This is a genomic window from Negadavirga shengliensis, assembly GCF_042652345.1.
In the GTDB taxonomy this organism is placed as follows: domain Bacteria; phylum Bacteroidota; class Bacteroidia; order Cytophagales; family Cyclobacteriaceae; genus Negadavirga; species Negadavirga shengliensis.
Map to the genome: position 1 here is coordinate 1 of NZ_JBHSJJ010000007.1, position 15,214 is coordinate 15,214.

The 15,214-nt window shown below is 44.4% G+C and carries 14 protein-coding genes; 3 read left to right on the forward strand and 11 right to left on the reverse strand.

Annotated elements, in window-relative coordinates; genetic code table 11:
* Positions 1–185 precede the first annotated feature (185 nt).
* Genes hpf through ACFPFU_RS13125 form a run of 4 tightly spaced genes read right to left on the reverse strand, consistent with a single transcriptional unit; the run spans position 186 to position 2,861 of the window.
* Positions 186–491 carry a ribosome hibernation-promoting factor, HPF/YfiA family gene (gene hpf, locus ACFPFU_RS13110; protein WP_377065214.1) on the reverse strand — a complete coding sequence of 102 codons (306 nt, stop codon included), beginning with the start codon at positions 489–491 and terminating at the stop codon, positions 186–188.
* Between the two features lie 31 nt (positions 492–522).
* Positions 523–1,407, reverse strand: coding sequence for a tyrosine-type recombinase/integrase (locus ACFPFU_RS13115; RefSeq protein ID WP_377065216.1), 885 nt, complete (start codon positions 1,405–1,407; stop codon positions 523–525).
* A gap of 60 nt (positions 1,408–1,467) precedes the next feature.
* Positions 1,468–1,662, reverse strand: a complete 195-nt coding sequence (gene rpsU, locus ACFPFU_RS13120) for a 30S ribosomal protein S21 (RefSeq protein ID WP_377065218.1) — start codon at positions 1,660–1,662, stop codon at positions 1,468–1,470.
* Positions 1,663–1,718: 56 nt separating this feature from the next.
* Positions 1,719–2,861: an acyl-CoA dehydrogenase family protein gene (locus ACFPFU_RS13125; protein WP_377065220.1), complete on the reverse strand. Its 1,143-nt coding sequence runs from the start codon at positions 2,859–2,861 to the stop codon at positions 1,719–1,721.
* Between the two features lie 237 nt (positions 2,862–3,098).
* Here ACFPFU_RS13125 and galE point away from each other — a divergent pair, with 237 nt between their 5' ends.
* Together galE and ACFPFU_RS13135 are read left to right on the forward strand one after the other, a co-directional pair.
* Positions 3,099–4,115: a UDP-glucose 4-epimerase GalE gene (gene galE / locus ACFPFU_RS13130; RefSeq protein ID WP_377065222.1), complete on the forward strand. Its 1,017-nt coding sequence runs from the start codon at positions 3,099–3,101 to the stop codon at positions 4,113–4,115.
* A 96-nt stretch (positions 4,116–4,211) separates the two neighbouring features.
* Positions 4,212–6,503 carry a GH92 family glycosyl hydrolase gene (locus ACFPFU_RS13135; RefSeq protein ID WP_377065223.1) on the forward strand — a complete coding sequence of 764 codons (2,292 nt, stop codon included), beginning with the start codon at positions 4,212–4,214 and terminating at the stop codon, positions 6,501–6,503.
* A gap of 1,100 nt (positions 6,504–7,603) precedes the next feature.
* Here ACFPFU_RS13135 and ACFPFU_RS13140 read toward each other — a convergent pair.
* The 7 genes from ACFPFU_RS13140 to rpmB form a co-directional block, all read right to left on the reverse strand.
* Positions 7,604–8,767, reverse strand: coding sequence for a hypothetical protein (locus ACFPFU_RS13140; protein WP_377065224.1), 1,164 nt, complete (start codon positions 8,765–8,767; stop codon positions 7,604–7,606).
* Between the two features lie 102 nt (positions 8,768–8,869).
* A complete protein-coding gene (rimO, locus tag ACFPFU_RS13145; protein ID WP_377065225.1) occupies positions 8,870–10,180 on the reverse strand; it encodes a 30S ribosomal protein S12 methylthiotransferase RimO in 1,311 nt (436 codons plus the stop codon).
* Positions 10,181–10,429: 249 nt separating this feature from the next.
* Entirely contained in the window at positions 10,430–11,479 is a 1,050-nt protein-coding gene (locus ACFPFU_RS13150) for a hypothetical protein (RefSeq protein WP_377065226.1), read from the reverse strand.
* Positions 11,480–12,004: 525 nt separating this feature from the next.
* Entirely contained in the window at positions 12,005–12,961 is a 957-nt protein-coding gene (gene ftsY / locus ACFPFU_RS13155; RefSeq protein WP_377065227.1) for a signal recognition particle-docking protein FtsY, read from the reverse strand.
* An 89-nt stretch (positions 12,962–13,050) separates the two neighbouring features.
* Positions 13,051–13,203, reverse strand: a complete 153-nt coding sequence (locus ACFPFU_RS13160; RefSeq protein ID WP_377065228.1) for a DUF4295 domain-containing protein — start codon at positions 13,201–13,203, stop codon at positions 13,051–13,053.
* 51 nt (positions 13,204–13,254) lie between these two features.
* Positions 13,255–13,437 (reverse strand): 50S ribosomal protein L33, encoded by a 183-nt coding sequence (gene rpmG / locus ACFPFU_RS13165; protein ID WP_092174477.1) that lies wholly within the window; start codon positions 13,435–13,437, stop codon positions 13,255–13,257.
* A 30-nt stretch (positions 13,438–13,467) separates the two neighbouring features.
* On the reverse strand, positions 13,468–13,710 hold the full coding sequence (gene rpmB, locus ACFPFU_RS13170; RefSeq protein WP_377065229.1) for a 50S ribosomal protein L28: 243 nt from the start codon (positions 13,708–13,710) through the stop codon (positions 13,468–13,470).
* 220 nt (positions 13,711–13,930) lie between these two features.
* Here rpmB and rocD point away from each other — a divergent pair, with 220 nt between their 5' ends.
* Entirely contained in the window at positions 13,931–15,205 is a 1,275-nt protein-coding gene (gene rocD, locus ACFPFU_RS13175) for an ornithine--oxo-acid transaminase (RefSeq protein WP_377065230.1), read from the forward strand.
* The last annotated feature ends 9 nt before the right edge of the window (positions 15,206–15,214 follow it).

Sequence of the window (15,214 nt, forward strand, 5' to 3'; positions counted from 1 at the left end):
GGACTGATTCTGTCAAAATCAATTTCACCGACTTCGTCGCAATGGAAAATAAACAGCGAAGTGCCAAAAATAACCCTATTCATTCACTGTCAAGCTTGTTCTATACAAGAAATTAGCCAAACTTAAGAAGGCTGCCTTTTACAAGGCAGCCTCTAATTTTAAATAAATATGGATGTTGGATTCTTCTATTGCTTGGCCAAGACCAGTTTTTCTTTGAATTTTTTGATCTGTCTCCTCAGTGCCTCCACTGATTCATCGGCAGCAGCCTCAAAAGAATCATTTTGACTTTTGGCAAACATCTGTTTGCCTGGTACATTCAGTTTAATTTCAACGATTTTGTTTTCACTCCTGTCATTTTTATCTAATCTCATAAAAACCTCGCCATCAATGATTTGGTCGTAATAGGTATCCAGCTTGTCCGCTTTTTTCTGGATAAAGTTGATCAGTTTTTGATCGGCGTCGAAATGAATTGAATGCATTTGAAGTTTCATGGTATTTAACGGTTAAAAGTTAAACTTTTATTTAGGCTTTAGGATGTGCCTGTTCAAACACAGCCTTAAGTTTCTCAATAGAGTTGTGGGTATAAACCTGGGTAGCAGCCAGACTTGCATGTCCCAATAAATCCTTAACGGCGTTCAGGTCCGCCCCTTTGTTGAGCAGGTGAGTAGCAAAAGTATGCCTCAATAGATGGGGACTTCTCTTGGTGGTCTGAACAAAAAGATCAAGGTGTTTTTTGACAATTCTGTATATCATCATAGGGTAAGCTGGCTCCTTACTTATTCTAACGATAAAATAGTCACTTCGGTGTACATTTAAAAATGTTTCTTCAAATACTTTTTGATAAAAAACAACATTCTTTTTTAGGGTCTCTGACATGGGAATAATTCTGTGTTTTTTACCTTTACCAAGCACCTGAATCTGCCCCGCATAGGTGTCCACATCAGCCCATCGCATGGTGATCAGCTCGGAAAGCCTCATGCCTGTAAGGTATAGAATCTCGATGACCATTTTGTCCCTTTGCCCCTCGAAATCTTCGCCATATTCTGCTTCTTCCAATATCTGCGCAATGGTATTTTCCTGGATAAATTCCGGCAACCTCCTTCCTTTCTTCAGGGCTTTGATTTTAAAAGTGGGGTCCTTGGAAATCTCCCCCGATCTGAGCAAAAACTTGTAAAACGACCTTAAGGTGGCGATTTTCCTGTTAACCGTTAAAACCGATAATCCCTGCTCGATTAAATCCACCATCCAGGCCCTGATTTCCTGGTGGCCGGCCTTTACCGGATCATCCAGTTCAAATGCTCCCTGCAAAAAGTCGGCAAATTGCTCAAGGTCTTTTTGGTAAGCCAATACCGTATGGGTGCTGGCCCGCTTCTCATGTTGAAGATAGTTGATAAAAGAAAAAAGCATACCGGTGAAAATATACACCAATATGCTTATTTATTTTTTCTAATGAAAAGGATGGACAGTTTATTTGCCTTCCTGATCCTGCATGCGCTGCTTGTAAGCCGCACGGATGATTTCATTTCTGCGACGAACAGAAGGTTTTTCAAAATGTTGCCTGCCTCTCAGTTCTCTGATGACGCCGGTTCTGTCAAACTTCTTCTTAAAACGCTTTAGCGCCTTTTCGATGGATTCGTTCTCTTTTACGTTTACTACGATCATTTTTTACACCTCCTTTCAGCATGCAAATGTAGGGCTATCAAATGAAAAAGAAAAATTTATTTCAGAATTGCTTTTGAAATCACCATCTTTTGTATCTCCGAAGTCCCTTCTCCTATCGTACAGAGTTTCACGTCCCGATAATATTTTTCCACAGGGTAATCTTTGGTAAAACCATATCCGCCAAAAATCTGCACGGCTTCGTTGGCAAGTTTTACCGCAATTTCTGAAGCGTAGTATTTGGCCATAGCCCCTTCCAGTTTTACCTGTTGTCCTCTGTTTTTCAGATCAGCAGCCTTGTAAGTAAGCAAACGTGCGGCTTCCAATTGCGTGGCCATATCGGCAAGTTTAAAAGAAATTCCCTGAAAGTCAGCGATGGGCCGGCCAAATTGTTTTCGTTCCTTTGCATATTTTAAAGAAGCTTCCAAAGCCCCTTCCGCTATGCCCAAAGACAACGCAGCAATGGAAATTCTACCGCCTTCCAGCACCTTCATGGATTGAATAAACCCCTCCCCCGTTTTCCCCAAAATCTGGCTTTCAGATACCCTGCAATCTTCCAAAATCAACTCTGCTGTTTCCGAGGTTCTCATCCCTAATTTATCCTCCTTTCTGCCTCCCCTGAAACCGGGGGTCCCTTTTTCCAATATGAATGCTGTCATGCCATGGGGGTTTCTCAGTTCTCCGGTCCTGGCAATCACAACAGCCACATCAGCTGAAAAACCATTGGTAATAAAATTTTTAGTCCCATTCAGAATATAGCCATCACTATCCTTTTTGGCGACCGTTCTCATGTTGGCAGCGTCAGATCCTGTGTTGGGTTCGGTAAGTCCCCAGGCACCCAGGTATTCTCCCTTTGCAAGTTTTTTGAGGTATTTTTCTTTCTGTTCGTCCGTACCGAAGGCTTGGATATGCCCCGCGCAGAGGGAATTATGGGCGGCCATGGACAAGGCTATACCAGGATCCAGCTTGGCCAGCTCCATAATGGCTGTCACATATTCAAAATATCCAAAACCGGCGCCGTCATACTCCTGCGGCACCAAAACACCCATCAATCCTAGTTCTCCGAGTTTTTTAAATAAGGGAACGGGAAATTCCTGGCGATCATCCCAGTCTTTTCGGAATGGACTGATCTCCTTTGCTCCAAAATCCCGAATCATCCCGGCAATCATGACCTGATTCTCATTGAGCTCAAAACTTATCATGGTAAAAAGAGTTTAAATAGTTTAATTGTATGGACAGATACTTTATTTAACTTAATCATTAGAACAAAGTTTCAAAATTCAAGCCGGCTTTTTGGCAATACCCGGAAATTGTTGAACCTTATATCTTTAAACGAAACTTCCAATAGTTATGGACGTTACTGAGGGGTTTAAAATGCCTTGTTAGAATGCAAGATTATAATTACAGTGTCGTTTCCTCACAAAATATTATATTTGGCCATGAAAAAAATTTTGATAACAGGGGGTGCAGGGTATATTGGTTCACATACCGCTGTCGCTTTGGTAAATGCAGGCTATGAGCCGGTCATCATCGATGACTTTTCTAATTCCGAAAAATCTGTCTTAGAAAGACTGAAAAGCATTACCAAACGGGAAATCACCTGGTATGAAGGCGACTGTAACGACGCCGTACGCATGCGGCAAATATTTTCCGAAAACCAGTTAACCGGCGTCATTCACTTCGCAGCCAGCAAAGCTGTTGGAGAAAGTACCCAAGTTCCTTTAAAATATTATAGAAACAACATCGTGTCCCTCTTGGTGCTCTTGGAAACCATGGCAGAGTTTGGAGTGAAAGACATTGTATTTTCTTCTTCATGCACCGTGTACGGCCAACCGGACCAACTGCCTGTAAAAGAGACTACCCCCAGAAAGGCAGCTGAAAGTCCCTATGGTAATACAAAAAAGATCGGGGAAGATATTTTGACGGATTATGTCAAAAGCAACGCCTCAGTCAGAGCCATATCCCTAAGGTATTTCAATCCCATTGGCGCTCACAAAACCGCTCTTATCGGCGAGTTGCCCCTAGGTGTACCAGCCAACCTGGTCCCTTTTGTAACACAAACCGGAGCGGGTATCCGTGAAAAACTTACCGTTTTCGGAAATGATTATGATACTCCCGACGGCACCTGTATCCGAGACTATATCCATGTCATGGACTTAGCTGACGCCCATGTAAAATCGATAGCCTATCTACAAGACAAAGGTGATCATTTTTATGATCTTTTTAACGTGGGAACGGGACAAGGCAACACGGTAATGGAAGTCATCAAGGCATTTGAAAAAGTCAGTGGTAAAAAACTCAATTATGAGATAGGTCCGAGAAGACCCGGTGATATTGAAAAAGTCTGGGCGGATACCGGAAAAATTGAAAAACTGTTGAACTGGAAAGCAAAATACAATCTTGAAGATGCTTTAAAGGACAGTTGGAAATGGCAACTGAGCCTGACCGCCAAATAATTTTCATGTAATAAATAATAAACTCCTAAGCACCTACCTATTGATCCGGATTTTAGTGTTCTGCTTAACGGATTGACGTTTGATACAATGTCTGATATGACGAAAATTACCTATTCCCGTTTTGTTTTAGCCTTATTGCTGGTAATCCCCTTGTCTTCTTTACGGGCGCAACTATCAGAGAGACCGGTAGATTTGGTTTTTCCCTTACTGGATGCGGCCAATTCAAGATGGTTTTTCTTCAGTTCAGCTACACGCCCCTTTGGCATGGTCAATCTCAGCCCCGACACCCAACTCGAAGGTGCCTGGGGAAGTGGTTACCGTTATGACACGGACACCATAAAAGGTTTCAGCCACATTCACGCCTGGCAAATGTCGGGAGTATCTGTCATGCCGGTAATCCCAAGTGACCATGTAGGGCAGTTGATGATGGATTACTATTCTCCTTTTAGCCATGAAAAAGAAACCGTAGAAGCGGGCTATCATAAGGTATATTTGGAAAAATATGAAATCCAAGCAGAACTTACCGCTACCCACCGGGTTGGGTTCCACAGATATAGGTACCCGGAACAACAGGCCCCTTCCGTCCTCTTTCACCTGGGCGGGACGCTGGGGCCAAGCGAAATTGTGGATGGCGAACTCCAACAAACCGGTCCCCGGACAATCGCAGGAAAAATCACCAATGCTCCTACTTCCAGAAGACCGAAGCCTATCACTGTCTATTTCCACGCTTCCTTTGAGCGGGAAATTTCGGGTATAATTGAAGACAATGCCGCTCCTCATAAGCTCGTTACTTTCCATCCCTCTAATGAGCAGGAACTCCTGATGAAGGTCAGCATATCCTACACCAGCCCTGAAAATGCCCAATTGAACATGGAGAGGGAATTGCCGGGATGGGATTTTGAAAATACGGTAAAAGAGGCCAAAAGGGAATGGAATGACTTGCTTGGCAGAATAAGCATAGAGGGGGGCACGGATACTTTGAGAAGGAGGTTCTATACAGACCTGTGGCATGCTCTGCAGGGCCGAAGGACCATCAGTGACGTAAATGGGGCTTATCCGGATAATACCGGAGCGACCTTCAGGATAGGTCAGATTCCCCTGAACACAGAGGGACAGCCCAAATTCAGGCACTTCAATTCGGATTCCTTTTGGGGTGCCCAGTGGACCTTGAATACCCTGTGGGGTTTGGTTTATCCGGAAATCATGGAGGAGTTCACTCAAAGTTTTTTGCAATATTATGAAGATGGCGGACTGATCCCCAGAGGGCCTTCCGGGGGCAACTACACCTACGTAATGACCGGGGCTTCTTCCACTCCTTTTTTCGTAAGCGCTTTCCAAAAAGGCATTAGAGGTTTTGACATAGAAAAAGCATATGAAGGCCTCAAAAAGAATCACATGCCCGGTGGAATGATGAGTAAATCGGGATATGAACACACAACGTGGCAGGGTGGCGATGTTGAAAATTACATCCGGTTGGGCTTTGTGCCTTATCCTAATCCACACGGACATTTCGGTAATCACGAAAAAGGGGCCAGTCTTACCCTGGAATATAGTTTTCAGGATTGGACATTGGCTCAACTGGCCAGAAAACTGGGCAAAAATGAAGATGCTGATTATTTTTTAGCCCGCTCCAAAAATTATAAAAACCAATATGATAAATCATCGGGCTGGATGAGACCAAAGGACGTTGACGGCAAATGGCTAGAACCTTTTGACCCTTATGATTATGGCAACGGGTTTATAGAATCCCATGCCGCTCAATTTACCTGGTTTGTCCCCCATGACCTATCCGGGCTTGCTGACCTTATGGGTGGCAAAGTGAAAGCTGCGGAAAAGTTGAACATGCAGTTCAGGCAAGCAGAAAAGCTGGGGTTCACCTCAGGCACCTCCCATTCCGTGGAGACCCATCCCGAATACCGACGGATTCCCATCAACTATGGCAACCAACCTTCCATGCAGACCGCTTTTGTGTTTAATTACCTGGGAAGACCCGATCTGACCCAATACTGGTCCAGAAAGGTTGTGGAAAAAGCTTTCAGCGCGCTCAGTCCTCATCTGGGATACAATGGGGACGAAGATCAGGGGCTCATGGGATCACTGGCGGTATTGATGAAACTGGGCCTCTTCCAGATGAACGGGGGTACGGAAACCAACCCTATATATGAACTGGGGAGTCCTGTTTTCGACAAGGTCACCATACAGTTAAATCCCGATTATTATCCCGGAAAAGAATTTATCATCATGGCGGAAAACAATTCGGATAAAAACTATTATATCCAGCACAAAACTTTCAACGGCGTGCCGTTGCCGGAGATGGGGGTACGGCATTTTGACATCATCCAAGGAGGCACGCTCCATTTGATCATGGGGGTTCAGCCAAAATGGTAACTATAGCAAAATCAAAAGGTGCTCTTGCAATTAAGTCAGGAATTCAACACGCAAATCATATCACCCGTTCCGGATTGGGGATATATTGAATCCGATTGGTTCTATAATCCTTTCACCCCTTCGGGGTTGGACCCAGAACGTACGGTAGACACCGGCCCAAACCGAAAAGGGGCGCCCTTCTTCCTTAATTTTTCAGACGGGGTAAAGGGATAATGTCACCCGTTCCGGGTTGGGGTGTGTTGGATTCCAATTGGTTCTATAGTCTTTTCACCCCTTCGGGGTTAGGTCCACAAAAACGGACGGCAGGCGCCAGCACACACCCATAGGGCGCTCCTTGTCCTCAATTTTTCGGACGGGGTAAAGGGATAATGTCACCCGCTCCGGGTAGGGGTGTGTTGGATTCCAATTGGTTCTATAGTCTTTTCACCCCTTCGGGGTTAGGTCCACAAAAACGGACAGTAGACGCCAGCACAAACCGAAAGGGACACCCTCTGTCCTCAATTTTTCGGACGGGGTAAAGGGATAATGTCACCCGTTCCGGGTTGGGGGTATTGGATCCCGATATGGCTCTATAGTCTTTTCACCCCGTCGGGGTTAGGTCCATAAAAACAGACGGCAGGCGCCGGCCCAAACCGAAAAGGGGCGCCCTTCTTCCTTAATTTTTCGGACGGGGTAAAGGGATAATGCCACCCGTTCCGGGTTAGGATATATTGGATTCCAATTGGTTCTATAATCTTTTCATTCCTTCGGAGTTAGGTCGCGGAACCGAAGGTAGACACCGATACAAATCCAAAGGGGCACTCTTTGTTCTCAATTTCTCGGATGGAATACTGGGATAATGTCACCCGTTCCGGGTTGGGGTGTATTGGATCCCGATATGGCTCTATAATCTTTTCACCCTTTCGGGGTTGGGTCTACGGAACGAACGGTAGATGCCGGACCACCCCGTAAGGGGTGGCATTCTTATAGAAAACACGGCTTAACACAGCGAAACCAACCCCGAAGGGGGTGACACCACTGCGAAGCCAAAAACACCGATCATTGAAAAAGATGTTTTCCTAATATTATATATCAAGGAACCTTCCCCTCATTAATCGTGATCACGAGAAAATAGGATGCCTTTCAAACGGCTTTTCCCTATCAAAGAGATACCTGTAGGTATGATGGGTTTTATAAATCGTTGCATTGAGCTGTTCGCATACCCGCATCATTTTTGGATTGAAATCCCCGATCCAGTTCATTTCCAAAGCTTTATAAGCCAGTTTTTTTTCGGCAATGGTATCCCGGTATTCAATGATCATCGCACTTTCCACCCCTTTACCCTGGAACTCTGGCACCACACCGAATACCAGCCCCAGCATTTTATCCGGGGGGTTAAAGGTCTTGTGCCACAGGAATTTGATTTTTCCCCATAAATCCATTTTCCCATTCACATATTTAAAAAGCTGATTGATCTCAGGAATATTGATAAAAAATGAAACCGGTTCTCCCTTGTGGAACCCAAAATATACCAAATACGGATCTATGATGGGTTTCATCTTATTCAGCATAAGTCGGGCTTCCCTTTCCGAAATGGACTTGCCCATGTGTCTTGCCCAGGCCTTATTGTATACGGTCATGAAATATACGGGGAATTTCTCCCATAGCTCTTTACCCTTAAGGTATCTGAACTGAAAATCTTTATCCTTAAGAATATGGGCAGCCCTTTCTTCCATTTTCGTCTCAATGGCCAAACCCCTCACCGGTCTCCTGTAGGTATATTGTTTGAAATATAACTGAAAACCATAAGCCTCAAAAAACTTTTGATAATAAGGAAAATTCCAGGGCATATTATAGTTCGGCGGCGAAAACCCATCCACCAGCAAGCCCCACCACTTATCCCGTTCGCCAAAGTTTACCGGCCCGTCCATGGCTTCCATCCCCTCTGCCTCAAGCCATTCCCTGGCCGTGTCGAAAAGCAAAAAGGCTGCTTTTTGATCGTCAACACATTCAAAAAAGCCCAAACCTCCCGTGGGTTGTTTCTCCTTCCATTTTGGATTCAAAAAAGCGGCCACTCGACCAATCGTGTCTCCGCTGTCATTTTTCGCCAACCACCTTTTGGCTTTCCCGCCCTGCTTGAAGAGTTTGTTGGTATCCGGATCAAAAATCCCCTCAATGTCTTTATCCAGCGGTCTGATCCAGTTTTTTTCGTTCCGGTATAGCCTTACCGCCATTTCTATAAATTCCTTACGGTGTTCCGGCCGGGTTACTTCCAATATCTGCATGTGGATTCGGTTTAAAATTTTAAAAATAAGCCCTTCTTTATAAAAGAAAAAGTTCAGACCAAAATAACCTGAACTTCTTCAAACCTTTTATCCAAACCGAAATCAAACCACCTCTCCATACAAATCAAATTCTGTGGCATCCGTGATTTTGACCTTCACAAAATCCCCAATGCGGCAATAATGCTTTTGGGCATCTACCAGCACCTCATTGTCCACTTCAACCGAATCAAACTCCGTCCTGCCCACAAAATGCCCGCTCTCTTTCTTATCAATCAGCACTTTGAAAGTCCTGCCTATTTTGGTCTGGTTCAAGTCAAAGGAAATCTGTTCCTGTATTTCCATCAATTGGTTGGCTCTGGCTTGTTTTACCTCTTCCGGCACACTGTCTTCCATATGGTACGCATGGGTGTCTTCTTCATGGGAATAGGTAAACACCCCCATCCTGTCAAAACGCATCCTCTCAATAAAACCCACCATTTCCTCAAATTCCTTTTCTCCTTCCCCTGGATGCCCGGCAATAAGGGTGGTCCTGATGGCAATGTTCGGGATTCTGGAACGAATGTTTTCTATCAAAGCCTCCTGTTTCTCCCTGGTGGTTCCTCTCCGCATGACCTTTAGCACTTCACTGGAACCATGCTGTAGCGGAATGTCCAGGTACTTGCAGATATTGTCCCGTTCGGCCATCACGTCCAGCACATCCATAGGAAATCCCGTGGGATAAGCATAATGCAGCCTTATCCATTCTATCCCTTCCACATCCGACAAAGCCCTCATGAGGTCCGCCAACCGCCGCTTTTTGTACAGGTCCAGCCCGTAATAGGTGGAGTCCTGGGCGATAAGCAACAGTTCCTTGGTTCCCTGGCTGGCTTTGTGTTGGGCCTCTTTTACCAGTTCCTCAATGGATCTGGATACGTGGCCACCACGCATAAGGGGAATGGCACAAAAGGAACAGGGGCGGTCGCAGCCCTCTGAAATCTTCATGTACGCATAATGGGCTGAGTGGGTAAGCAAACGCTCTCCTACCAGTTCATGTTTATAGTCCGCTTTGAATTTCTTCAGTATTGCCGGGAGATCCCTCGTCCCAAAGAAAGCATCCACTTGGGGAATCTCGGCCTCCAATTCGTCTTTGTAACGCTGGGACAGACAGCCCGTCACATAAACCTTATCAATTAACCCCCGCTCCTTTGCATCGGCATATTCCAGGATGGTATTAATGGATTCCTGCTTGGCATTGTCTATAAAACCACAGGTATTGATGATCACGATATTGTTGTCCGTTTCGCCGGATTCATGGCGGGCATCTATGCCGTTGCCCCGTAACTGGCTGAGTAAAACCTCTGAATCCACCAGGTTTTTCGAACAACCCATGGTAATGATATTGACTTTGTCTTTTTTTAAGGTTCTCGTTTTCAAATTATTGGAATTTGACGCAAAAGTACAAAAAATAAAAGCATTGGAAGATCCATGACTATAAAGATTGATCCAATGTTATTGAAATATTAATTCCGCGGGCCTTAATGGCTATTTAAATAAAAAAAGCTTAACCGTCCGGTTGACCCAAAAGACCGGATTATCAATAATTTTGGAGCAGTAATACAGCAACGATTTTTTATTACTCCTTGCAACATTTTTCAATCCGCGCCGATGTGAATCGGCGCTTTTTTATTGCTTCAACTTCAACATATAAAATGTCACGTGGTCCTCTTCCACACCAAAGTACTCCTGGTCCTTAAGGGCAAGTATCTCATCATTATCGTTTACCACTTGGGTCAATACCAAGCCTTTGGGAACCGGAATGTCTTTTTGAAGCACTTGGTGGCTTTTGTCCAAGACAGCGATATGTTGGTCTACGGTTTGCATGAATGACGCCCATCCCTCCGGATTGCTCCTATCATGCTGCCTAACCGTTTCCTCTTTTACTCCCTTGGTATATTGAACCAGGATATTCTCGTCCAAAACATACAAGTTCTCGATTTTGCCAAAATAAATATATTTCCATAGCTCATATAAATCATCCATCTTTTCAAAAGGTACTCCAAGGATAGGGACCGCATCTTTTATGTCCAGGTCCACGGTGTGCTGGAATAAAACTTCGTTTCCCATTTGATGATAAACATGGTATTTGAGCTCTCCCAGTAATTGCAAAAGCCACTCCTCCCCATTCTTGACGATGTGTGGATAGGTCCAATGATAGAAGTCTCCATCCTGATATATGGTTTCCGGGGGAAAGGGCATCGTATGGCAGACAGTTTGTGATGCAGGGTCAAAAACTTCCAGAATAGGGCTGCTGTATGTCTTCCTAAACATCTCCATCCGGCTACCATAATCCACTTTGCCTCTTTCAGGACGGATATAAGCCCAACCATCTCCCCATTCAAAAAACGGGGTTCTGAGCGTGCTGACATAAAAATAAGGCCCGGGAATTTCTATCCTCTCGGTTATATCGCCTGTGTCAGAAAATACCAAAAAACCTTTTTGTGAATCCATGATCGTAATTTTACCATCAAACAGACCAAAAGCCTTCGGCGATCGGACGGCATTCGGACCATCTGACGAAAGTGGAAACCGGGCCAAAACCTCCCCGCTCTCCCCGATAAGAAATATCACCCCTTTTTGACCATCTTCCATTAGATAGATATTCCTCTCTTTATCATAGTCATGGAAAGACAAGGTGCCTACATAATCGACGCGTAGGGAATCGACAATTTCCAATCGCCACCCGATGTTATGTTCCGACTTGGAATTATTCGATGAACAAGAAATCCAGATTAAACAGCCTGCAATTAAAATCAGTAAAAATTTATCAGTTTCCATATCCGAAAACTACGGATTGAGTTCTGATGATCCTATTTAAATAATGTTAAAAAATGGCTTCCACGCCTTTACCTGTGACAATAATTCATTTACATCAATGAGGAATTGTATCAGGTATAAAATTTAAATTACAATTTTTTATATATTTGATTCAATTTGATTTTTAAACAAAGTAAAAGGATTATATATCAACCACTAACACGAACCCATCATGAGAAATATATTCAGAGGATTACTGGCGGGCTATGGCGCCTACAAACTGGGAGGCGGATGCTTCAGCACCATTCTTATCTTTTTATTGCTTTGGTACCTTTTGGGTCAATGTTCCTAAACCGGATTGTTCGTTTTGCGGCCGTAGGTTATTTTCATTGGGCACTTAACCTGTATTTATAAAGCGTTTGGAAATGTTTAAAAAAGATCCAATTATTTCTTTTTAAACAATGAATCGACGAACTCTCTGCGGTTAAATACCTGCAGATCGGTCATTTTCTCTCCTACGCCAATATATTTAACCGGAATTTTGAATTGGTCGGAAATACCTATGACCACGCCGCCCTTTGCCGTTCCGTCCAGCTTGGTGATGGCCAGAGCAGTGATGTCGGTGGCTTTGGTGAATTCCTTGGCCTGTATGAAAGCATTTTGTCCGGTGGAGCCATCCAATACCAGAAGCACTTCATGAGGTGCTTCATCTATGAATTTTTGCATCACCCTTTTGATTTTAGTCAATTCATTCATCAGATTGACCTTGGTGTGCAGCCTCCCGGCAGTGTCCACGATAACCACATCCGCTCCCGTTTCCACCGCCTTTTTCACGGCATCAAAGGCCACCGAAGCCGGATCGGTGTTCATCCCATGTGAAACGACAGGCACCCCGACCCTTTCGCCCCAAAGAATTAGCTGGTCCACAGCCGCAGCCCGGAAAGTGTCGGCAGCCCCCAAGACCACAGATTTGCCCCCCTGTTTGAACTGATGGGCAAGCTTGCCTATGGTGGTGGTTTTACCGACACCATTGACTCCTACAACCATAATCACGTAAGGCTTCTTGCCTGCAGGCAATTCAAAATCTGTGAGATCATCGGTATTGTTTTCTTCCAGCAATTCCGCGATTTCCTCACGGAGGATAAGGTCCAGTTCTGAGGTATTGACATATTTATCCCTCATCACCCGCTCTTCGATGCGTTGGATAACCTTGATGGTCGTATCCACTCCGACATCGGAGGTAATGAGTATCTCTTCCAGCTCATCAAGAATCTCATCATCCACTTTGGATTTCCCCACAATGGCTTTACCGAGTTTGGAAAAGAGGTTCTCGTTGGATTTCTGCAAACCTTTATCTAGGCTTTCTTTTTTCTCTTTGGAAAAAAAACCAAATATTCCCATAGCGTTTAAATTGTCTTCTGAATATACGCAAAAATCCCTTCCGATACAGATCGAAAGGGACATTTGACCATTTCAAAGAATTAAATGAATTATTTCTTTAAAGTTTCCTGAACCATGGGGGTAGGAACCATTTCTTCTTTAAAAGTATAAGAACCGGTCTTTTCGGATTTTACCGCCCGGATCACCTTAGCGTAGGAGATACCGCCTTCTCTTTTTAGGGTTGCAACTACTTTCTTAGCCATGATGTGTGTTTTTTATAAAATCCCGAAGATAACTCCGGGATTGACAGTATATTATTTTATTTCTTTATGCACGGTTACCTTTTTTAGGATGGGGTTAAATTTTTTTAACTCCAGCCTTTCGGTAGTATTCTTTCTGTTCTTGGTAGTGATATACCGGGAAGTTCCGGGCATACCGCTCTGCTTATGTTCAGTACATTCCAAGATCACCTGTACTCTGTTACCTTTCTTAGCCATTGCTTCCTGTTTTTTTGGTGGAGGTAAATCTTATTTTATAATGATGTCACCTTTTTTCTGCGCCTCTTTCAACACAGCGGTGATCCCCTTCTTGTTAATCGTCCTCAATGCCTGCGAAGAAACTTTCAAGGTAATCCAAGCATTTTCTTCGGGAATAAAAAAGCTCTTTTTGTGAAGGTTAGGATAAAATCTACGCTTGGTTTTGTTATTGGCGTGCGATACATTGTTTCCTACCCGGGGCCTTTTTCCAGTAATGTCACAAATTTTTGCCATGATATATCGTATCGTATGATGTTTGACTCGTTTTCAATTGAGTTTGCAAATATCGGAAGTTTTAATTAAATACCAAAAAGCCGCGCCCAATTTATTCAATAAATCCTGGTGGGCGAACTTTTTGGTATAGATTCATTATTCCAAAAGCCTTTTATTATATTTGCCCACCGGGCTAAGGGTCCCTAAAAATCAACTAACCGGAATCAAAATTATTGTTCCCATGATGCAGGAAATCAATTCCAGCCAACAGGCGATAGACCTTGAAGACAAATTCGGCGCGCATAATTATCAGCCCCTCCCCGTGGTACTGAGCCGGGGAGAAGGTGTTTATCTGTGGGATGTGGAAGGTAAAAAATACTTTGATTTTCTATCCGCCTATTCGGCGGTTAACCAGGGACATTGCCATCCGAGAATCAAGGACGCGTTGATAGAACAGGCCGGCACTTTAACTTTGACCTCCCGAGCGTTTTATAACGATGTGCTCGGGCCTTACGAAAAATACATTACGGAATACTTTGGATTTGACAAGGTCCTTCCCATGAACACCGGCGTGGAGGCCGTAGAAACGGCCATCAAGATCGCCCGAAAATGGGGCTATGAGGAAAAAGGAGTTCCGGAAAACGAAGGTATTATCATCGTGGCTGAAAACAACTTTCATGGCAGGACCACAACGGTCATTTCTTTTTCCGACGACGAAAATGCCAGAAGAAATTTTGGGCCTTTTACCGCCGGTTTTATATCCATCCCTTACAATGACCTCAATGCGCTTCAAAAGGCTTTTGAGAAAAACCCACATGTGGTAGCTTTTTTAGTTGAGCCTATACAGGGGGAAGCGGGGGTTATCACTCCGGACGAAGATTATATCAGAAAGGCCTCCCTCATATGTAAAACCCATAATGCGCTCTTGCTTGCGGATGAAATCCAAACGGGAATTGCCAGAACGGGATCTTTATTGGCCGTTTGCGGCAATTGTAACTGCGAAGGGCATTGCGAAAAGCAGGACACCTATACCCGTCCTGACATCCTTATTTTAGGGAAGGCGCTTTCCGGTGGTTTTTTGCCCGTTTCAGCGGTCCTTGCGGACGATGCGGTCATGAATGTGATCCAACCCGGCCAACACGGGTCAACTTACGGAGGCAATCCTTTGGGGGTGAAAGTAGCCATGACCGCCCTTGAAGTGGTCAGAGATGAAAAAATGGCCCAAAATGCCAGAAAGCTGGGAAAGATATTCCGTGAAAGAATGCAGCTTTTGGTGGAACGATCGCCATTGGTCAGTACCGTAAGGGGGAAAGGCCTGTTGAATGCCATTGTAATCAATGACCGCCCCGACAGCGCCACCGCGTGGGAGATTTGCATCTCCCTGAAAGAGAATGGTCTCTTGGCCAAACCCACCCATGGCAACATTATCAGGTTTGCACCTCCATTGGTCATGACAGAGGAAGAACTGCACAGTTGTTGCGACATTATTGAAAAAACCATCTTGAACTTTAAATAGCATAGGCTA

Coding starts and splice junctions, on each gene's coding strand:
- hpf (WP_377065214.1), bottom strand. CDS start 491: ATGAAACTTCAAATGCATTCAATTCATTTCGACGCCGATCAAAAACTG.
- ACFPFU_RS13115 (WP_377065216.1), bottom strand. CDS start 1,407: ATGCTTTTTTCTTTTATCAACTATCTTCAACATGAGAAGCGGGCCAGC.
- rpsU (WP_377065218.1), bottom strand. CDS start 1,662: ATGATCGTAGTAAACGTAAAAGAGAACGAATCCATCGAAAAGGCGCTA.
- ACFPFU_RS13125 (WP_377065220.1), bottom strand. CDS start 2,861: ATGATAAGTTTTGAGCTCAATGAGAATCAGGTCATGATTGCCGGGATG.
- galE (WP_377065222.1), top strand. CDS start 3,099: ATGAAAAAAATTTTGATAACAGGGGGTGCAGGGTATATTGGTTCACAT.
- ACFPFU_RS13135 (WP_377065223.1), top strand. CDS start 4,212: ATGACGAAAATTACCTATTCCCGTTTTGTTTTAGCCTTATTGCTGGTA.
- ACFPFU_RS13140 (WP_377065224.1), bottom strand. CDS start 8,767: ATGCAGATATTGGAAGTAACCCGGCCGGAACACCGTAAGGAATTTATA.
- ftsY (WP_377065227.1), bottom strand. CDS start 12,961: ATGGGAATATTTGGTTTTTTTTCCAAAGAGAAAAAAGAAAGCCTAGAT.
- ACFPFU_RS13160 (WP_377065228.1), bottom strand. CDS start 13,203: ATGGCTAAGAAAGTAGTTGCAACCCTAAAAAGAGAAGGCGGTATCTCC.
- rpmG (WP_092174477.1), bottom strand. CDS start 13,437: ATGGCTAAGAAAGGTAACAGAGTACAGGTGATCTTGGAATGTACTGAA.
- rpmB (WP_377065229.1), bottom strand. CDS start 13,710: ATGGCAAAAATTTGTGACATTACTGGAAAAAGGCCCCGGGTAGGAAAC.
- rocD (WP_377065230.1), top strand. CDS start 13,931: ATGATGCAGGAAATCAATTCCAGCCAACAGGCGATAGACCTTGAAGAC.